Consider the following 19,736-nt stretch of genomic DNA (forward strand, 5'->3'; position numbering starts at 1 on the left):
ACCATGAGCCAACAGAACGCCACGCCGAGAATTACCGCTATGCAGGTCATCCCCGTTGCCGGTCACGACAGTATGCTGCTCAACCTGAGCGGGGCGCACGCGCCTTTTTTTACCCGCAATATTGTCATCATCAAGGATAACGCTGGCCATACCGGCGTAGGTGAAATTCCCGGCGGCGAGAAAATCCGCCAGACGCTGGAAGAGGCCGCGGCTCTGCTTATCGGCCATACGCTGGGCGAATATAAAAACCTGCTCAGCCTGGTGCGCACCACCTTTGCCGATCGCGACGCCAGCGGACGCGGTACGCAAACTTTTGACCTGCGCACCACCATTCATGTGGTTACCGGTATTGAAGCCGCGCTGCTTGATCTGCTGGGGCAGTTCCTTGGCGTTAATGTTGCCAGCCTGTTGGGTGAAGGGCAGCAGCGCGATCGGGTTGAGATGCTCGGCTATCTGTTTTACGTGGGCGATCGCCGCAAAACGACGCTGCCCTACCAGAGTGAGCCGGATGCCAGTTGCGACTGGTATCGCCTGCGTCATGAGGAGGCGCTGACGCCGGAAACGGTCGTCAGGCTGGCCGAGGCGGCGTATGAGAAATATGGCTTCAACGATTTCAAACTAAAGGGCGGGGTGCTGGCAGGCAGCGAAGAGGCGGAAGCGGTAACCGCGCTGGCGCAGCGTTTTCCGGAGGCGCGCATTACGCTTGATCCCAACGGCGCCTGGTCGCTGGAAGAGGCGATTAAGCTGGGTAAACAGCTGCGCAACGTACTGGCCTATGCGGAAGATCCGTGCGGTGCCGAGCAGGGTTATTCAGGACGTGAAGTGATGGCGGAGTTCCGTCGCGCCACTGGTCTGCCGACCGCCACCAATATGATCGCCACCGACTGGCGTCAGATGGGGCATACCCTGTCGCTGCAGTCGGTGGATATCCCGCTGGCCGACCCGCATTTCTGGACCATGCAAGGCTCGGTGCGTGTGGCGCAAATGTGTCATGAGTTCGGCCTGACCTGGGGTTCCCACTCCAATAATCATTTCGATATTTCGCTGGCGATGTTTACCCACGTTGCCGCCGCCGCGCCAGGCAAGATTACCGCCATCGATACGCACTGGATCTGGCAGGAAGGCAACCAGCGCCTGACGAAGCAGCCGCTGGAGATCAAGGGCGGCATGGTGCAGGTGCCGCAGAAGCCAGGGCTGGGCGTTGAGCTGGATATGGATCAGGTAATGAAAGCCAATGCGCTTTATCAACAGCATGGGCTGGGCGCGCGCGATGATGCGCAGGCAATGCAGTTCCTGGTGCCGAACTGGCGCTTTGATAACAAACGTCCGTGTCTGGTGCGCTAAGCGCGCTTAACCGAGAGGAAACAACATGTCCTGGTCCAACTATTTTCGTCAACGTCTGCTAAGCGGCGAAACGCTGATCGGCAGCTGGTGTTCGCTGGCAAATCCTATTACCACAGAGGTTCTTGGCCTGGCGGGTTTCGACTGGCTGGTGCTGGACGGCGAACATGCGCCGAACGATATCACCACCTTTGTACCGCAGTTGATGGCGCTTAAAGGCAGTCCCAGCGCGGCGGTGGTTCGTCCGCCCTGCAATGAGCCGGTGATTATCAAACGCCTGCTGGATATTGGCTTTTATAATTTTTTGATCCCGTTTGTGGAAAGCGAAGAGGAAGCCGCACTGGCGGTGGCCTCAACGCGCTATCCGCCCGCCGGTATTCGCGGCGTCTCGGTTTCGCATCGCAGCAACATGTACGGCACGCTGCCGGACTACAACCTCGATATTAACAGTAATGTCAGCGTGCTGGTGCAAATTGAGAGCCAGCAGGGTGTGGAAAATCTCGACAGCATTGCGAATGTTGATGGCGTGGACGGCATTTTTGTCGGCCCGGGCGATCTTTCCGCTGCGCTCGGCTATCTGGGGCAGCCTGCCCATCCTGAAGTGTTAAAAGTTATTCAGCATATCTTTGCGCGGGCGAAAGCCGCAGGCAAACCGAGCGGCATTCTGGCCCCGGTCGAGGCTGACGCGCGCCGCTATCTGGAATGGGGTGCAACCTTTGTTGCCGTGGGAAGCGATCTGGGCGTGTTCCGTAACGCCACGCAGGCGCTTTGCGATCGTTTTAAAAAATAGCTTAACAAGGGGAATAGCAATGAAAGTGGGATTTATTGGTCTGGGCATTATGGGCAAACCGATGAGCAAAAACCTGCTGAAAGCGGGTTATACGCTGGTGGTTCGTGATTCCAATACGCAAAACGAGGCGGAGCTGGTTGAGCTGGGCGCCACCACGGCGAAAACGCCGAAGGAGGTTGCCGAACAGTGCGATGTCATCATTACCATGCTGCCAAATTCGCCGCACGTTAAAGAGGTGGCGCTGGGCGAAAATGGCATCATCGAGGGGGCGAAACCCGGCACGGTACTGATTGATATGAGCTCGATTGCGCCGCTGGCCAGCCGCGAAATTCATCAGGCGCTGACGGCAAAAGGCATCAGCATGCTGGATGCGCCGGTGAGCGGCGGCGAACCCAAAGCGATCGATGGCACGCTGTCGGTGATGGTGGGCGGCGACAAAGCGGTTTTCGACCGTTATTACGATCTAATGAAAGCGATGGCCGGTTCGGTTGTGCATACCGGTGATATCGGCGCAGGCAACGTGACCAAACTGGCGAACCAGGTCATTGTCGCGCTGAATATTGCCGCGATGTCAGAAGCGCTCTCGCTGGCGACCAAAGCGGGCGTTAACCCGGATCTGGTTTATCAGGCTATCCGTGGCGGGCTGGCAGGCAGCACGGTGCTGGATGCCAAAGCGCCAATGGTGATGGATCGTAACTTCAAACCGGGTTTCCGTATCGACCTGCATATTAAAGATCTCAGTAATGCGCTGGATACCTCGCATGGGGTTGGCGCGCAGCTGCCGTTAACGGCCGCCGTCATGGAAATGATGCAGGCGTTAAAAGCAGATGGCATGGGCACCTCCGATCACAGTGCGCTGGCCTGCTATTATGAAAAGTTAGCGAAGGTTGAAATTTCACGCTAGCCATCCGCACCGGTTACAGAGCCGGTCAGGCTGACCGGCTTCGTTTTCTGGCTGCGGCCAGCTCAACAGCGCTCGGACTACTTATGAAAATCGTTATCGCACCGGATTCGTATAAAGAGAGTTTATCCGCCCTGCAGGTCGCTTCGGAGATTGAAAACGGCTTTCGGGCAATCTTTCCCGATGCTGAATATGTCAAACTGCCGGTGGCGGATGGCGGTGAAGGCACCGTAGAGGCGATGGTAGCGGCCACGCAGGGTAAAATTGTCAGGTTACGGGTTACCGGTCCTTTAGGGGAGCCGGTTGATGCTTTTTATGGTTTGTCTGGCGATGAAAGCTGCGCGTTTATTGAGATGGCCGCAGCCAGTGGCCTAGAGCTGGTGCCGCCCGCGCAGCGCGATCCGCTGGTCACCACCTCCTGGGGCACCGGTGAGCTTATCGCTAACGCGCTGGATCGCGGCGTACAACATTTTATTATCGGCATCGGCGGCAGTGCGACAAACGATGGCGGCGCCGGGATGGTGCAGGCGCTGGGGGCCAGGCTGCTTAACGCGCAGGATGAGCAGATTGGTTACGGCGGCGGAGCGTTACCGCAGCTGGCGCGCATTGATATCAGCCAGCTCGATCCGCGCCTGCGTCAGTGCCGCTTTGAGGTGGCCTGCGATGTTACCAACCCGCTCACGGGCGATGAAGGGGCTTCGGCGATTTTTGGTCCGCAGAAAGGTGCGACGCCAGCGTTAGTTACCCAGCTTGATAGCGCGTTGGCGCACTACGCGGGCATTATTCAGCGCGATCTCGATATTGACGTGCTGCATATCCCCGGCGGCGGCGCGGCGGGGGGAATGGGCGCGGCCCTGCATGCGTTTTGCCAGGCAGAACTGCGGCGCGGAATCGAAATCGTTACCGAAGCGTTGGGGCTGGATGAGTTAGTCAAAGATGCCACGCTGGTGATCACCGGCGAAGGCCGTATCGACAGTCAAACCGTTCACGGCAAAGTGCCCATTGGCGTGGCAAAAGTCGCGAAGCGCTACAACAAGCCGGTAATTGGCATTGCCGGCAGCCTGACGGCAGATGTCGGCGTGGTTCACCAGCATGGCCTGGACGCGGTTTACAGCGTGATCTATTCCATCTGTACGCTGGAAGATGCGCTGAATAACGCGGCGCAAAACGTACGTATGACGGCACGCAATATCGCCGCAACCCTGAAAATCGGTCAGGCTTTTAATCAGGACTGACTCAAAATGTGGCGCGCCTCCTGCGCCACATTTTCCATCTCATCCAGCAGCTCCAGCAGCTCAGGTTCCAGCGCCATCACTTCGCCATCCAGCCGCAGGCTATGTTCAATCTGTCGGCACAGCTGTTTCATGCGCGGTACGCCGCTGTAGCTGGCGCTGCCGTGCAGTTTATGGATGATTTCCCGCAGCCCATTCTGACGGTTTTCCGCCAGGCTCTGCTCGATTTTCTCCTGCACCTCCGGCAGAAAATCAAGCAGCATTTTCAGCAGGTCGCGTGCCAGATCGGGTTTGTTGGCCGCCTGACGCAGCGCCAGCTGCCAGTCAAGGGAGGCTGGAATTGCAGGCGCTTCCGGCACGCCCGGCAGAAGCGTTGGAGAGTAGCGCGCCAGCAGGTGACTGAGTTTCACCTCATCAATCGGCTTGGCAAGATAATCATTCATTCCCGCTTTGATTAAATGTTCGCGCTCGCCATCAATGGCATGGGCAGTCACTGCGATAATCGGCGTATTGGCATGCTGGGGCAGCTCACGAATCAGCTCGCTGGCACGAATGCCGTCGATTTCCGGCATCTGAATATCCATCAGAATAATATCCAGCGCCTGCTGACGGGCGACCTCAATCGCTTTTTCGCCGCTGTCGCACAGCACAATATTTTCCACCTGCTCCTCCAGCAGCGCGCCAATCAGCTTGAGGTTGGCGGGATTGTCATCAACCGCCATGACCGCCAACGGCAGACGCGCGCGGGCGGGCAGGTCATAGCGTTTGCGCGCCTGCAAATCGAGCATCACCGGCAGCAGCCGCGTGCGGGTTACCGGCTTGCATAAACAGGCATCGATACCGTGTGTTTTTAACTGCTCCGCCTGCAATAACATCTGGCTGGAGAGGGCCATAATTACGCAGTCGGCGCGTGCCTTCAGGCTGTTAATAAAAGCCTGTGATAGCACGCTGTCGCTGCTTTGGCAGACAGGCAAACCGATCAGCAGCATATCGTAACGCGTCTCGGTAAGGCCTTCGAGCGTCAGGCTGTAGCTGACCGTAAGCGGCATGGCGCTCAAAATATCCAGCGCCGCCTGCGCTGCGGCCGGATTCGCCTCAACATAGGCAAGACGCTTGCCGCGCAGCCCATCCAGCGCGCGAGGATCGCTGGCGGCGTTTGGATTCAGTGCCAGGCTGACATGGAACCAGAATGTCGACCCCTGGCCCAGACGGCTGTGAAAAGCGATATCGCCGCCCATCTCTTTCACCAGCTTCTGGGTAATAACCAGCCCAAGACCGGTTCCGCCGTGACGCCGGGAAATACTGGCATCGGCCTGACGAAAAGCCTCAAACAGCTGCGACTGCTGTTTCTCAGCAATGCCAATACCGGTATCGTGTACCTGCACTTCCAGCTCGACGCTGCTATTGCTTAAGCCGCGCTTTTCCACACGAATATCAATATTGCCGCGTTCAGTAAACTTCACCGCGTTACCGATCAGGTTGGTTAAAATCTGCTGCAGGCGCAGCGGATCGCCAATCACATTATCCGGCACCTCGCCCTGAACATTAATCGTCAGCTCCAGTCCTTTATCATGGGCGGAAGGCGCCAGCAGCACCAGCGTCTCATCCAGCGTGGCGCGCAGCGGGAACGGAATTGTTTCCAGCACCAGCTTCCCGGCCTCCAGCTTCGAGAAATCCAGCACGTCATTGATGATGCTAAGCAGGTTATTAGCCGAGCGTTCGATGGTATGCAGGTAGTCGCGCTGCGTGGAGGTGAGCGGTGTTTTTAAGGTCTGACGCGTAAAGCCGATAACGCCGTTAAGCGGCGTGCGCAGCTCGTGCGACATATTGGCAAGGAATTCTGATTTGATGCGGGCCGCCTCCTGTGCCCGGCGCTTGGCCAGATCCAGCTCAACGTTCTGGATTTCCATCTGCTCCAGCGTTTCACGCAGGTCAGAGGTCGCCTGATCGATATTCTGCTGCATCTCTTCATGGTAGGCAGTCAAAGACATCGCCATGGCGTTAATGCCGTTTTTCAGCATATCCAGTTCGCCAAGCATATAGCCTTCAACGCGGCTATCGAGCTGACCGCGACGAATACGATCCACCGTGCTGACCATATTGCGTATCGGACCGGTAACGTCGCGCATCAGGCGATAGGCGAACATCATGGCGATACAGAGACAAAACAGCAGCAGCAGCGTAGAGACAAACACTTCTTTATATTGCTGAAGCCTGACCGACTGCAGATCCAGTTCAATCGCCACGTAGCCCAGCGGATTACCTGTAGGCTTAACGTCCCGCCCAGGCGATTCATCCGGATAGTAATTTTCTGATACCACCGGCGTGCGCAGAACAATGACATTACCGAGGCGTTCTATCGTTGTCAGTTTAGGTGGCTTAGCGCCGCCTGACAGGCGCAGCAGTTCCTGATTCAGGTGATAGTTAGAGGTAACAAATATCTGATGATTGTTATCAAATACCGTAATGGCGCGCACGATATCGGAATGACGGCGATGCAAAAGGCTCACCAGCTGACGTACTGATTCGCGGCTGTGAAAGGTCATGCCATATTCACTGGAAACCGCCAACGGTTCGATGATATTTGCCCCGGCATCCACTAACTGGCGCTGTAGCTCGTTATAGCGATGCACCACAAAAAAAGTACTGAGCAGCAGACCAATCATTAAGGTCGGGGCCAGTATTAAAATCATCATCCTTGCCCGCAGGCTGTATTTGGTCATGATAGTCCGGTATGAGACAATTACGCTGGGCAGTAACGCCGTCAGTCAGGCGTAACTTCGCATAGCAATTATTCAGAGATTTTATTCCACTATGGCGCAATTCTACTCCGCAAAACGGCGTGTGACGACCCGACAAACAATTACGGTCACTATTCACGATCTTGATGCTTTTGGTCAGGGCGTGGCTCGCCATCAGGGCAAGACGCTATTTGTCAGCGGCGCACTGCCGGGCGAGCAGGTAGAGGTTGAGCTGCAGGAGGATAAACGTCAGTACGCACGCGGTCGTGCACGACGTATTCTTCAGCCCAGCGAGCAACGCGTTACGCCGCGCTGCCCATATTTTACCGTTTGCGGCGGTTGTCAGCAGCAGCACGCTTCGCAGGAGCTGCAGCAGCAGAGCAAGGCCAACGCGCTGGCGCATCTGCTCACGCGGGAAACCGCACAGCCAACCCGGGTAGATGAGATTATCGGCGACAGCGCTTACGGCTATCGCCGCCGTGCGCGTCTTGGTCTGCAATATCAGGCCAAAACGCAGACGCTCACGATGGGCTTTCGTAAAACCGCATCAAACGATCTGGTTTCCATCGACCATTGCCCCATTTTGAAGCCCGAGCTTGATGCGCTGCTGGTGCCGCTCAGGGCCTGTCTCGCCTCGCTACAGGCAGTACGACGTCTGGGGCATGTTGAACTGGTGCAGGCGGATAACGGTCCGGTGCTGGTGTTGCGACATCTTGATGCGCTAAGCGTTGGCGATCGGCAAAAGCTGGAACGCTTTTCGCATGAGCACCAGCTGGCGTTGTTTCTGGCGCCGGATAGCGAGCAGTTACAACAGATTAGCGGCAAGCCGCCTTACTATATGTCGCATCAGTTGAAACTGAGCTTTAGTCCGCGCGATTTTATTCAGGTCAATGACGCGGTCAATCATAAAATGGTGGCGAAGGCGCTGGAGTGGCTCGATCTGCAGCCGCACGACCGGGTGTTAGATCTGTTTTGCGGCATGGGAAACTTTACCTTGCCGATAGCAAAGGCTGCACAAAATGTTGTGGGTGTGGAGGGCGTAGCAGCTTTAACAGCACAAGGTGCGTATAATGCCCGCCAGAATTGTCTTGAAAACATCACCTTTTTTCATGAGAACCTGGAAGAAGATGTGACGCGCCAGCCCTGGGCGGCGCACGGTTTTGACAAGGTGTTACTGGATCCGGCACGTGCAGGCGCAGCAGGCGTGATGCAACATATTGTTAAACTTGCGCCACAACGTATTGTTTACGTTTCCTGTAACCCGACTACACTTGCCCGCGATAGTCAGGTACTGCTGTCGTCCGGTTACCAGTTAGAAAGGGTTGCGATGCTCGATATGTTTCCGCATACCGGTCATCTTGAATCCATGGTGCTATTCGGTAAAACATAAGTATCTTTACAGGTTGCCAGGAGAGGTTATGGTTGCGGTAAGAAGCGCACATTTGAATACGGCGGGTGAGTTCGCGCTCGATGAATGGATCACCAGTTTGGGGATCGTGAACCCGCAATCAAGTGAACGACTGGCCGATACCTGGCGCTATTGTGAGTCTGTCACTCAGGCGCATCCCGATCAGGCGTTGCTGCTGTGGCGCGGCATTGAAATGGTCGAGATCCTGTCGATGCTGAGCATGGACAATGACACCCTGCGCGCCGCGCTGGTTTTTCCGCTGGCGGATGCTGACATCGTTTCAGAAGAGAAGCTGGAAGAAACCTTTGGCAAGGCGATCGTTTCGCTGGTGCATGGCGTGCGCGATATGGATGCCATTCGTCAGCTTAAGGCGATCCATAACGACTCGATGGCTTCCGAGCAGGTGGATAACGTGCGCCGCATGCTGCTGGCGATGGTGGAAGATTTCCGCTGCGTGGTGATCAAGCTGGCTGAGCGTATCGCCCATCTGCGTGAAATGAAGGATGCGCCGGAAGATGAGCGCGTTCTGGCAGCCAAAGAGTGTACCAATATCTACGCCCCGTTAGCCAACCGTCTTGGCATCGGGCAGCTCAAGTGGGAGCTGGAGGATTTCTGCTTCCGCTATCTTCATCCAGACGAATACAAACGTATTGCAAAGCTGCTGCATGAGCGGCGTATCGACCGCGAGCAATATATCGAAACCTTCGTGGAAAGCTTGCGCACCGAGATGACGCGCGAAGGCGTGAAGGCTGAAGTCTATGGCCGTCCAAAACATATCTACAGCATCTGGCGCAAGATGCAGAAGAAGTCGCTGGCGTTTGACGAGCTGTTTGACGTGCGGGCGGTGCGAATTGTCGCCGAGCGTTTGCAGGATTGCTATGGCGCGCTGGGGATTGTGCATACGCTGTATCGTCATCTGCCGGATGAGTTTGATGACTATGTGGCGAATCCAAAGCCCAACGGTTATCAGTCGATCCATACCGTGGTGCTTGGCCCCGGCGGCAAAACGGTTGAGATTCAGATCCGTACCCGGCAGATGCATGAAGACGCAGAGCTGGGGGTGGCTGCCCACTGGAAATATAAAGAGGGCTCCGGTGGACAGGCGCGCGGCGCACATGGACATGAAGAGCGTATCGCCTGGTTGCGTAAACTGATCGCCTGGCAGGAAGAGATGGCGGACACCGGCGAGTTACTGGAAGAGGTGCGCAGCCAGGTATTTGACGATCGCGTGTATGTGTTTACGCCGAAGGGCGACGTTGTGGATCTGCCTGCAGGCTCGACGCCGCTTGATTTCGCCTATCACATTCACAGCGATATTGGACACCGCTGCATCGGTGCCAAGATTGGCGGCCGTATCGTGCCCTTTACCTATCAGTTGCAGATGGGCGATCAGATTGAAATCATCACGCAAAAGCAGCCCAACCCCAGCCGCGACTGGCTAAACCCTAATCTCGGCTATGTCACCACCAGCCGTGGCCGCTCTAAAATCCACGCCTGGTTCCGCAAGCAGGATCGCGATAAGAATATCGTGGCGGGCCGTCAGATTCTGGATAACGAACTGAATCAGCTGGATATTAGCCTGAAAGAGGCGGAGAAGCTGCTGCTGCCGCGCTATAACGTGGGTACGCTGGATGAATTACTGGCGGCCATCGGCGGTGGCGATATACGTCTGAATCAGATGGTTAACTTCCTGCAGGCGAAGCTGAATAAGCCAAGCGCGGAGGAGGAAGACCGCGAGGCGCTGCGCCAGCTGACGCAGAAAAGCCATACGCCGCAGCGCGCCGGAAAAGAGAGCGGGCGAGTAGTGGTGGAGGGTGTCGGCAATCTGATGCACCACATTGCCCGATGCTGTCAGCCGATTCCTGGCGACGATATCGTAGGTTTTATTACGCAGGGGCGGGGGATCTCCATCCACCGCGCCGACTGCGATCAGCTGGCAGAGCTGATGTCGCATGCGCCGGAGCGAATTGTGGATGCGGTCTGGGGCGAAAGCTACTCCAGCGGCTATTCGCTGGTGGTGCGCGTGACCGCCAACGATCGCAGCGGGCTGCTGCGCGACATTACCACTATTCTCGCCAATGAGAAGGTGAACGTGCTGGGCGTCTCCAGCCGCAGCGATACGCGTAAGCAGCTGGCAACCATTGATATGGATATTGAGATTTACAATCAGCAGGTGCTGGGTCGCGTTCTGGCGCGCCTTAATCAGGTTCCCGACATTATTGACGCCCGACGTCTTCATTAATTATCTGACATGCCGTGCCTGGCGCGGCATGTCGCTCCCGCTTATTGGTATTAAGGTTTCACTATGACTGCTCTTGATCGTCTGCTGACTATTATGCAGACGCTGCGCGATCCGCAGCACGGCTGCCCCTGGGATCGCGAACAAACTTACGCCACGATTGCCCCCTATACATTAGAAGAGACCTATGAGGTGATCGATGCCATTCAGCGCGAAGACTATGACGATCTGCGCGATGAGTTGGGCGATCTGCTGTTTCAGGTGGTTTTTTATGCCCAAATGGCGCGGGAAGAGGGACGTTTTACTTTCGATGATATTTGTCACGGCATCGCCGATAAGCTGGAACGGCGTCATCCACATATTTTCGCCGACGCGCAGGTAAAAGACAGCGAAGAAGTGCTGCATAACTGGGAGCAGATCAAACAGCAGGAGCGCGCCGGGAAGGCACAGCACTCGGCGCTGGATGATATTCCACAGGCGTTACCGGCACTGATGCGTGCGCAGAAAATTCAGAAACGTTGCCGCAGCGTAGGCTTTGACTGGAACTCATTAGGGCCGGTCGTTGATAAAGTGCATGAAGAGATTGATGAGGTGATGCACGAAGCGCAGCAGGCAGTGGTGGATGAGGCGAAGCTGGAAGAGGAGGTCGGCGATCTGCTGTTTGCTACCGTGAACCTGGCGCGTCATCTGGGCACCAAAGCAGAGACGGCGTTGCAAAAAGCCAACGTGAAGTTTGAGCGACGTTTTCGACAGGTCGAGCAGATTATTGCGGCGCAGGGCATGAATATGAGCGACGCCACGCTGGAGCAGATGGAAGCTGCCTGGCAACAGGTTAAAGCGGGGGAGAAAGCGGCAGGCTAATCAGCCTGAATGCGGCCTTTTGACTGACCGACATGCTTGTAAAGTTAAAATCCCGCCGCCCCCAGCGGGGGACAGACTGCTGCGTAAAGACGTCGTTAATCCATCCTGGAGACTCCGCCGCGTCATCCCTGACGCGGAGGCTTTCCTTCGTAGCCTGTCCCCCGCTTCCCCGGGCACTGATTGCCAGAATATTTTTTGCCATTCCACCTGATTTTTAGCTTACTCGTTTCAGCTTTTAGCAAAAAATATTCGCTCACTATGACCCAAATCAACCCTCCAGACCCATTGCCCAGGTAAGGTAGGCCGTCATCAGGTGTGGCGATGGCGGCAATGATCAATTGTGAGTAAGAGGTGAATCCAGTATACTGTTTTCCCGTCCTGGTTATTCCACCGTCTTTAAACCTCAACTCTCAGGTTCAGCATGACAACGAACTATATTTTTGTGACCGGCGGGGTCGTATCCTCTCTGGGTAAAGGCATTGCCGCAGCCTCCCTCGCAGCCATTCTTGAGGCGCGTGGCCTGAATGTGACCATCATGAAACTGGACCCGTATATCAACGTGGATCCAGGCACCATGAGCCCGACGCAGCACGGTGAAGTCTTTGTTACCGATGACGGCGCTGAAACCGATCTCGATTTAGGTCACTATGAACGTTTCATCCGCACCCGGATGTCGCGTCGCAATAACTTTACCACTGGCCGCATCTATTCTGAGGTGCTGCGCAAAGAGCGCCGCGGTGATTACCTGGGCGCCACCATTCAGGTTATTCCGCACATCACTAACGCCATCAAAGAACGCATTATCGAAGGCGGCGAAGGCCACGATGTGGTGCTGGTGGAAATCGGCGGTACCGTCGGCGATATCGAATCCTTGCCTTTCCTGGAAGCCATTCGTCAGATGGCGGTAGATGTCGGACGCGAACATACCCTTTATATGCACCTGACGTTAGTGCCTTATATGGCCGCAGCGGGTGAAGTTAAAACCAAGCCGACGCAGCACTCTGTTAAAGAGCTGCTCTCCATTGGTATCCAGCCTGATGTGCTGATCTGCCGTTCCGATCGCGCCGTGCCGGCTAACGAACGGGCGAAAATCGCGCTGTTCTGTAACGTGCCGGAAAAAGCGGTTATCTCTCTGAAAGACGTTGATTCCATTTATAAGATTCCTGGCCTGTTGAAATCACAGGGCCTGGACGATTATATTTGTAAACGATTCAGCCTGAACGTGCCGGAAGCTAACCTCTCTGAATGGGAGCAGGTGATTTACGAAGAATCGAATCCGGGCGGCGAAGTCACCATCGGTATGGTCGGCAAATATGTTGAACTGCCGGATGCGTATAAATCGGTGATTGAGGCGCTGAAGCATGGCGGCCTGAAAAATCGCGTAACGGTTAACATCAAGCTGATCGATTCGCAGGATGTGGAATCGCGCGGCGTTGAAGTCCTGAAAGATCTCGATGCGATTCTGGTGCCGGGTGGCTTTGGCCCGCGCGGTATCGAAGGCAAAATTCTCACCGCTCAATATGCGCGTGAAAATAATATTCCTTATCTGGGCATTTGCCTGGGTATGCAGGTGGCGCTGATGGAGTTTGCCCGTAACGTTGCGGGCATGGCTGATGCCAACTCAACGGAATTTGTGCCAGACTGTAAATATCCGGTGGTGGCGTTGATCACCGAATGGCGCGATGAAAACGGCAACGTTGAAGTTCGCAGCGAGCAGAGCGATCTCGGCGGTACCATGCGTCTCGGCAGCCAGCAGTGTCAGCTGACCGAAAATAGCCTGGTGCGTCAGATGTACGGCTCCGATACCATCGTTGAGCGTCATCGTCACCGCTATGAAGTGAACAACATGCTGTTAAAACCTATCGAAGCGGCGGGTCTGCGCATTGCAGGTCGCTCCGGGGACAATCAGCTGGTTGAGATTATCGAAAACCCGAACCACCCGTGGTTTGTTGCGTGTCAGTTCCATCCGGAATTTACCTCAACGCCCCGCGATGGTCACCCGCTGTTTGCCGGCTTTGTGAAAGCTGCAAGCGAGTACCAGAAGCATCAAGTGAAGTAAGCGTTTTTATAACAGTGCGCGAACGTTTCGCGCACTGTTTGTCTGAGTTTTAGCTTAACTTGTACTGAGGAAAAACTAATGTCCAAAATCGTTAAAGTCATCGGTCGTGAAATCATCGACTCACGTGGTAACCCGACTGTTGAAGCTGAAGTTCACCTGGAAGGCGGTTTTGTAGGTATGGCTGCCGCGCCGTCAGGGGCTTCTACCGGCTCTCGCGAAGCGCTGGAACTGCGTGACGGTGACAAATCTCGTTTCCTGGGTAAAGGCGTCACCAAAGCCGTTGCTGCGGTTAACGGTCCGATTGCTGAAGCTATCCTGGGTAAAGATGCCAAAGATCAGGCGAACATCGACAAGATCATGATCGACCTGGATGGTACCGAAAACAAATCTAACTTCGGTGCTAACGCGATTCTGGCTGTTTCTCTGGCAAGCGCCAAAGCTGCTGCCGCAGCTAAAGGCATGCCGCTGTATGAGCACATCGCTGAACTGAACGGCACGCCGGGCAAATTCTCTATGCCGCTGCCGATGATGAACATCATCAACGGTGGTGAGCACGCTGACAACAACGTTGACATCCAGGAATTCATGATCCAGCCGGTTGGCGCTTCCTCTGTGAAAGAAGCGATCCGCATGGGTTCTGAAGTGTTCCATCACCTGGCAAAAGTGCTGAAAGCGAAAGGCATGAACACCGCTGTGGGTGACGAAGGCGGCTATGCGCCGAACCTGGGTTCCAACGCGGAAGCGCTGGCCGTTATCGCTGAAGCGGTAAAAGCAGCAGGCTACGAGCTGGGCAAAGACATCACTCTGGCGATGGACTGTGCGGCATCTGAGTTCTACAAAGATGGCAAATACGTTCTGGCTGGCGAAGGCAACAAAGCGTTCACTTCTGAAGAGTTCACTCACTTCCTGGAAGATCTGACCAAACAGTATCCGATCGTTTCTATCGAAGACGGTCTGGACGAATCTGACTGGGAAGGCTTCGCTTACCAGACTAAAGTGCTGGGCGACAAAATCCAGCTGGTGGGCGATGACCTGTTCGTCACCAACACCAAGATCCTGAAAGAAGGCATCGAGAAAGGCATCGCTAACTCTATCCTGATCAAATTCAACCAGATTGGCTCTCTGAGCGAAACCCTGGCTGCTATCAAGATGGCGAAAGATGCAGGCTACACTGCCGTTATCTCTCACCGCTCAGGCGAAACTGAAGATGCTACCATCGCTGACCTGGCGGTAGGTACTGCAGCTGGCCAGATCAAAACCGGTTCTATGAGCCGTTCTGACCGCGTAGCTAAATACAACCAGCTGATTCGTATCGAAGAAGCGCTGGGTTCTAAAGCACCGTTCAACGGTCTGAAAGAAGTGAAAGGTCAGTAATAAGACTTTTCAGCTCGCATCTGAATAATGTGACCTGCGTATTTTCTGAAAAGCCCCGTCTTGTGATGGGGCTTTTTTATTATTACGTTGTTAATTAACCAGTTGCGGTGTAAAAGCACTTTTCCAGAACTGTCTGATTTGGTTTAAGGAAGGGTTAATTCTTAACAGAAATATGTAAACCTTACGTCATTAATTGTAATGATACGGAAGGTTTAAAATGAAATATCGCGCTGATATTGACGGTCTACGCGCACTTGCCGTGCTGCCGGTGATCGCCTATCACCTGGGCGTGACCGGTATACCTGGTGGATTCACCGGGGTTGATATCTTTTTCGTGATATCGGGCTATCTGATCTGCGGCATTATTTATCAGAGTGCCATGAAAGGTGAGTTTTCTTATCTGGAGTTCTACAAGCGACGCTGCTTACGTATTTTGCCGCCGCTGTTTGTTGTGCTGATAGCCACCTTGTTGTTTGGCTATCATAACCTGCTTCCGGCGCAGTTTACCGAACTGGGCAATAGCGCTATCGCCACCACGCTTTTCTCTTCAAATATTTTCTTTTGGCAGCAGACCGGTTACTTCGCCGGCCCCGCAGAACTAAAACCTCTGCTGCATACCTGGTCTCTGGCGGTAGAAGAACAGTTCTACATTCTGTTCCCAATCGTGCTGCTGTTTGCCGTACGCTGGTTCCGTCATCGTGTTACTCAGGTCATGCTGGCCATCATCGCCGTGTCGTTTCTGCTTAGCGTGGTTGGCGTGCTGAAAAAGCCCGACTTTACCTTTTATATGTTGCCTACACGCGCATGGGAGCTGGCAATTGGCGGGCTTATCGCGGTTTCGACCCTGGAAACACGTATGGCGACCGTGCGTCAGGAAATCAGGCATCTGATGAGCCTTGCCGGCCTGGCGCTGATTCTGTTCGGCTTTTTCTGGCTCAGCACCAGCAAGCCGTTTCCGTCGTGGAACGCGCTTTGGCCATGTCTCGGAAGTTTCCTGCTGATTCTGGCGGGCCGGGAGGCCATCGTAAACCGCATTCTGGCATTAAAGCCGGTGGTTTATATCGGCATGATCTCCTACTGCCTCTATCTCTGGCACTGGCCGCTTATCGTTTACAGCAAGATGTTCCTGAATATGAATGAGGGAATGCGCGATCTGCTGGTGCTGACGCTGACCTTTGGGCTGGCTATTGCTTCCCGCTATCTGATTGAAATTCCTTTCCGTTACAAGCTGTCGAACCTGAATCCGGTAGCGGTTTCCGCCTTCTCTGTGGTCGGCCTGGTGCTTATCGCGTCGGCTACACTGTATAAAAGCCATGTCAGTAATGAGTCCGGTAAATTTTCCGATCAGGCGCTGGCGGTAGCGAAATTCTCTCAATATCGTAATACCGATGAATATTTTTATCAGTTCCGTTTAGGTAAATGCTTTATTGATGGCAACAGCGAGGCGAAAGGGCATTACGATCGCGATTTCTGCCTGAAAACTTCCGCCACGGAAAAAAATTATCTGCTGGTCGGTGACAGCCACGGTGCCCATCTTTGGCGTGCGCTTAGCCTTGCGGCAGGAGAGAGCGTTAACCTGATGCAGGCCACCTCAGCAGGCTGTAAGCCGGTATCGCACCAGTCCATCAATAATAAATGTACGGAACTGATGGATTATGTTTATCAGCAGTGGCTGCCCAACCATAAAGTGGATGGCATCATTATCTCTGCTCGCTGGTTGCCGGAAGATATCGCGCCGTTGAAAGCGACACTGGAAGCGCTAAAAAAAGTCACCAACAACATCACCGTTATGGGGCCGACGATTGAGTATGCTGAGGCGCTGCCGGATCTGCTGGCCTACCAGGAGAACGGACGTAAAGATTTAGTCTCAAGCTCTACCAACCGCAATATCAAAGGCATCGATCTACGCATGCAGCAGGCGGTAGCGGAAGAGAAGGTTGGTTATATCTCGGTGTACAACATCATGTGTCCGAATGATGTTTGCCACGCGTTGGCTTCAAACGGTCAGCCAAGCGCGTTTGATTATGGACACTTTACGTTAAGCGGCGCGAATGATGTTGCGCGCCAGGCGATAGTAACGATGCACCATAATAAATTCCTGTAACAGGCAAAAGCCGCCCGGCCTGATAGCGGGCGGCTTTTTCTCTCTTCAGTTTGTGCCTTTTCTGTCCATGATATTTGGCGTCCCTCCCTTCATCTGCCATAATCTGCGCCCTTAATTCTCCTGACGTGAGTGCGTGATGCAGTACCCGATTAATGAAATGTTCCAGACGTTGCAGGGCGAAGGTTTTTATACCGGCGTTCCGGCAATCTTTATCCGCTTGCAGGGATGCCCGGTTGGCTGCAGCTGGTGCGATACCAAACACACATGGGATAAGCTGGCCGATCGGGAAACCTCGCTGGGCGATATTCTGATAAAAACGGTGGAAAGCGATGCCTGGGGCGCTGCCGATGCCGCTGCCTTATTACAAACCATCGATCAACAGCAGTGGACCGCACGCCATGTGGTGATTACCGGCGGCGAGCCGTGCATCCACGATTTAACCCCGTTGACCGACGCGCTGCAGCAGGCTGGCTTCAGCTGTCAGATTGAAACCAGCGGTACGCATCCGGTGCGCTGTACGGCGCAAACCTGGGTCACGGTATCGCCTAAGGTTAATATGCGAGGTGGTTATGATGTGCTGGACCAGGCGCTGGTGCGTGCCGATGAGATCAAGCATCCGGTGGCACGTCAGCGTGATATCGATGCGCTGGATCAACTGCTGGTTCGCGTAGAGGATGATAAAGCGCGGATTATTGCGCTGCAGCCGATCAGTCAGAAAGAGGACGCTACGCGTCTCTGTATTGCCACCTGCATTGCCCGGAACTGGCGGCTTTCGATGCAGACCCATAAATATCTCAATATTGCCTGATTAACGCCCTTGCCTGCGGGTGGTACACTTCTGTTTTCGGAATGACCACACCAAGGGAAGGGTTATGCCTCATCTACCGTTTAATCAAAACATCTCCGGCTGGCTTAGCCAGTATCCGCAACCGCATCTGTTTCCGGCATTAACCTCTTTGATCGACGCTGATTGGGTGGTGATAGGTGCCGGTTACGCCGGGCTGGCATTTGCCCGACGGCTGGCAACGCTAAAGCCCGCATGGAAAATTGCAGTGCTGGAGGCTGGCACAGCTTATGAAAGCGCGTCCGGTAGAAATTCCGGCTTTATCATCGGACTGCCACACAATATCGGTAGCTCAACGGCCGAGCTAAAAAAAGCTCATGATTATCGTCAATTGCTGCAGGCGGGCATGCAGCGGCTGAAGGGATTAGTGGACAAGCATCACATCGAATGTGAATGGGAGAGCGCCGGAAAATATCATTGCCAGGTCGCGGCTGGACAGGAAAAGATTTTACAACGTTACTGTTCCAGTCTGGAGCAGATGGCGGAAGATTATCAACTGCTGAATAGCGATGCCTTACAGGAGAAGCTGGGCACCCGTTTTTATCATAAAGCGATCTTTACCCCGAATACGGTATTAGTGAATCCAGCCCTGCTGATTTCTGGTCTGGCTGCTACGCTGCCTGATAATGTCTCTCTGTGGTACCACAGCCCGGCGCTGACCATCGATTATCATCAGGGCGTGACCGTTTATACTGCAACTGGCGCGGTGCGGGCTAAAAAAGCGATGCTGGGGACCAATGCCTTATCGGGGCATTTGCTGCCCGGCCTGCGTCGCCAGGCAGCAATGGCGACTTTCGCCAGCCTGACGCCGCCGCTCACTCAACAGCAGCTTGCACGACTGCCAAAAATGGACAGTTGGGGCCTGACGCCAGTAAATGCTATCGCGGGTGCCACGCTCCGGTTTACGCAGGATCGCCGTTTCCTGATTCGTCAGCATGTGATCCCTGCACTACAGGGTATGATCAGCGCACGTCAGACGCAGCAGGCGGCCCGCCTGCATTCTCAACTCTTCCACAAAATCTATCCGCAGCTTAAAGACGTAGCGTTTAGTCATTGCTGGTCGGGAACCATTAGCGTGACGCGTAACGGTGCACCGCAATGGGGCCGTATAAATAAATATCTTTATACTGCTGGCGGCTGCAACGGCGCGGGGATCTCAAAGCAAACAATTGCCGGAGAGCTGCTGGCGGATTATGCCGTGGGGGAAGATAATCCGTTGCTGGCTGAAATGCAGGCGCTGGGTAAAGCAAACTGGCTTCCCCCGTCGCCTGTGCTGAATATCGCTATCAACGGTGCGTTACAGAAAGAACGCTGGCTGGGAAAAAAAGAGCGATAAACGGTGCTTATTCGCCGCGATACACGCAACCGGCGGTGCAGGTTTCTTTGATCATGACCGCGCTAAGCAGCGGCACTACCGGTTTCATCTGTTGCCAGATCCACTGCGCCAGCACTTCGCTGGTGGGATTTTCCAGGCCTGCAATATCGTTCAGATAATAGTGATCCAGACGATCGTATACCGGTTTAAAAGCGGCCTTCAGCTCGGCGAAATCCATAATCCAGCCGGTATAAGGGTCGACATCGCCGGTGATTTCAAGACGCACCAGGAATGAGTGACCGTGCAAACGTCCACACTTATGGCCTTCAGGCACATGCGGCAGATGATGGGCGGCTTCGAACTGGAAATCTTTAAAAAGCGTAGTTGCCATAATCGGTATCTCAGTTGTTGCAAAAACCGGCGAAGTCTACCGGAAAAACAGTTTTTTCGCACCCGTTTCCCCCGCTACCGCTATTTTTAACGCTGCGCAATAAATGCTCACTGATTAACTCTTTGATAAGTAAACT

Annotated in this window: 14 protein-coding genes; 12 read left to right on the forward strand and 2 right to left on the reverse strand. The window is 54.5% G+C overall.

What is annotated here, in order from left to right:
* Positions 1 to 3 precede the first annotated feature (3 nt).
* The 4 genes from gudD (at position 4) to ACQE32_RS17645 (ending at position 4,267) form a co-directional block, all read left to right on the forward strand.
* Positions 4 to 1,344 carry a glucarate dehydratase gene (gudD, locus tag ACQE32_RS17630; RefSeq protein ID WP_426973684.1) on the forward strand — a complete coding sequence of 447 codons (1,341 nt, stop codon included), beginning with the start codon at positions 4 to 6 and terminating at the stop codon, positions 1,342 to 1,344.
* Between the two features lie 25 nt (positions 1,345 to 1,369).
* Positions 1,370 to 2,131: a 2-dehydro-3-deoxyglucarate aldolase gene (gene garL / locus ACQE32_RS17635; RefSeq protein ID WP_426973685.1), complete on the forward strand. Its 762-nt coding sequence runs from the start codon at positions 1,370 to 1,372 to the stop codon at positions 2,129 to 2,131.
* Between the two features lie 13 nt (positions 2,132 to 2,144).
* Positions 2,145 to 3,035: a 2-hydroxy-3-oxopropionate reductase gene (gene garR / locus ACQE32_RS17640; protein WP_085072294.1), complete on the forward strand. Its 891-nt coding sequence runs from the start codon at positions 2,145 to 2,147 to the stop codon at positions 3,033 to 3,035.
* Between the two features lie 83 nt (positions 3,036 to 3,118).
* On the forward strand, positions 3,119 to 4,267 hold the full coding sequence (locus ACQE32_RS17645; protein WP_426973687.1) for a glycerate kinase: 1,149 nt from the start codon (positions 3,119 to 3,121) through the stop codon (positions 4,265 to 4,267).
* Here the strand turns inward: ACQE32_RS17645 and barA are convergent.
* Positions 4,258 to 6,987 (reverse strand): two-component sensor histidine kinase BarA, encoded by a 2,730-nt coding sequence (gene barA / locus ACQE32_RS17650; protein ID WP_250650749.1) that lies wholly within the window; start codon positions 6,985 to 6,987, stop codon positions 4,258 to 4,260. The genes ACQE32_RS17645 and barA overlap by 10 nt on opposite strands.
* Before the next feature lie 91 nt (positions 6,988 to 7,078).
* Here barA and rlmD point away from each other — a divergent pair, with 91 nt between their 5' ends.
* The 8 genes from rlmD to ACQE32_RS17690 all read left to right on the forward strand — a co-directional run bounded on the left by rlmD (position 7,079) and on the right by ACQE32_RS17690 (position 19,230).
* Positions 7,079 to 8,395: a 23S rRNA (uracil(1939)-C(5))-methyltransferase RlmD gene (gene rlmD, locus ACQE32_RS17655; protein ID WP_427022190.1), complete on the forward strand. Its 1,317-nt coding sequence runs from the start codon at positions 7,079 to 7,081 to the stop codon at positions 8,393 to 8,395.
* Positions 8,396 to 8,423: 28 nt separating this feature from the next.
* A complete protein-coding gene (gene relA / locus ACQE32_RS17660) occupies positions 8,424 to 10,655 on the forward strand; it encodes a GTP diphosphokinase (RefSeq protein ID WP_426973690.1) in 2,232 nt (743 codons plus the stop codon).
* A 63-nt stretch (positions 10,656 to 10,718) separates the two neighbouring features.
* The gene (gene mazG / locus ACQE32_RS17665; RefSeq protein ID WP_250650747.1) at positions 10,719 to 11,513 is read left to right on the forward strand and encodes a nucleoside triphosphate pyrophosphohydrolase; all 795 of its coding nucleotides are present in this window, start codon (positions 10,719 to 10,721) and stop codon (positions 11,511 to 11,513) included.
* 421 nt (positions 11,514 to 11,934) lie between these two features.
* Positions 11,935 to 13,572, forward strand: a complete 1,638-nt coding sequence (gene pyrG, locus ACQE32_RS17670; protein ID WP_250650746.1) for a glutamine hydrolyzing CTP synthase — start codon at positions 11,935 to 11,937, stop codon at positions 13,570 to 13,572.
* 78 nt (positions 13,573 to 13,650) lie between these two features.
* The gene (eno, locus tag ACQE32_RS17675) at positions 13,651 to 14,946 is read left to right on the forward strand and encodes a phosphopyruvate hydratase (protein ID WP_085070408.1); all 1,296 of its coding nucleotides are present in this window, start codon (positions 13,651 to 13,653) and stop codon (positions 14,944 to 14,946) included.
* A 217-nt stretch (positions 14,947 to 15,163) separates the two neighbouring features.
* On the forward strand, positions 15,164 to 17,050 hold the full coding sequence (locus ACQE32_RS17680; protein WP_427022191.1) for an acyltransferase family protein: 1,887 nt from the start codon (positions 15,164 to 15,166) through the stop codon (positions 17,048 to 17,050).
* A gap of 136 nt (positions 17,051 to 17,186) precedes the next feature.
* Complete coding sequence (gene queE, locus ACQE32_RS17685; RefSeq protein WP_426973691.1) at positions 17,187 to 17,858, forward strand: 7-carboxy-7-deazaguanine synthase QueE; 672 nt, start codon at positions 17,187 to 17,189, stop codon at positions 17,856 to 17,858.
* Positions 17,859 to 17,922: 64 nt separating this feature from the next.
* Entirely contained in the window at positions 17,923 to 19,230 is a 1,308-nt protein-coding gene (locus ACQE32_RS17690; protein ID WP_427022192.1) for an NAD(P)/FAD-dependent oxidoreductase, read from the forward strand.
* 7 nt (positions 19,231 to 19,237) lie between these two features.
* Here the strand turns inward: ACQE32_RS17690 and queD are convergent, their stop codons facing one another.
* Positions 19,238 to 19,600, reverse strand: coding sequence for a 6-carboxytetrahydropterin synthase QueD (gene queD, locus ACQE32_RS17695; protein WP_250650743.1), 363 nt, complete (start codon positions 19,598 to 19,600; stop codon positions 19,238 to 19,240).
* Positions 19,601 to 19,736: the final 136 nt, after the last annotated feature.

Origin of the sequence: Pantoea sp. FN0302 (genome assembly GCF_050113775.1) — a bacterium.
Lineage (GTDB): Bacteria > Pseudomonadota > Gammaproteobacteria > Enterobacterales > Enterobacteriaceae > Mixta > Mixta alhagi.

Coding starts and splice junctions, on each gene's coding strand:
- gudD (WP_426973684.1), top strand. CDS start 4: ATGAGCCAACAGAACGCCACGCCGAGAATTACCGCTATGCAGGTCATC.
- garL (WP_426973685.1), top strand. CDS start 1,370: ATGTCCTGGTCCAACTATTTTCGTCAACGTCTGCTAAGCGGCGAAACG.
- ACQE32_RS17645 (WP_426973687.1), top strand. CDS start 3,119: ATGAAAATCGTTATCGCACCGGATTCGTATAAAGAGAGTTTATCCGCC.
- barA (WP_250650749.1), bottom strand. CDS start 6,987: ATGACCAAATACAGCCTGCGGGCAAGGATGATGATTTTAATACTGGCC.
- rlmD (WP_427022190.1), top strand. CDS start 7,079: ATGGCGCAATTCTACTCCGCAAAACGGCGTGTGACGACCCGACAAACA.
- relA (WP_426973690.1), top strand. CDS start 8,424: ATGGTTGCGGTAAGAAGCGCACATTTGAATACGGCGGGTGAGTTCGCG.
- mazG (WP_250650747.1), top strand. CDS start 10,719: ATGACTGCTCTTGATCGTCTGCTGACTATTATGCAGACGCTGCGCGAT.
- pyrG (WP_250650746.1), top strand. CDS start 11,935: ATGACAACGAACTATATTTTTGTGACCGGCGGGGTCGTATCCTCTCTG.
- eno (WP_085070408.1), top strand. CDS start 13,651: ATGTCCAAAATCGTTAAAGTCATCGGTCGTGAAATCATCGACTCACGT.
- ACQE32_RS17680 (WP_427022191.1), top strand. CDS start 15,164: ATGAAATATCGCGCTGATATTGACGGTCTACGCGCACTTGCCGTGCTG.
- queE (WP_426973691.1), top strand. CDS start 17,187: ATGCAGTACCCGATTAATGAAATGTTCCAGACGTTGCAGGGCGAAGGT.
- ACQE32_RS17690 (WP_427022192.1), top strand. CDS start 17,923: ATGCCTCATCTACCGTTTAATCAAAACATCTCCGGCTGGCTTAGCCAG.
- queD (WP_250650743.1), bottom strand. CDS start 19,600: ATGGCAACTACGCTTTTTAAAGATTTCCAGTTCGAAGCCGCCCATCAT.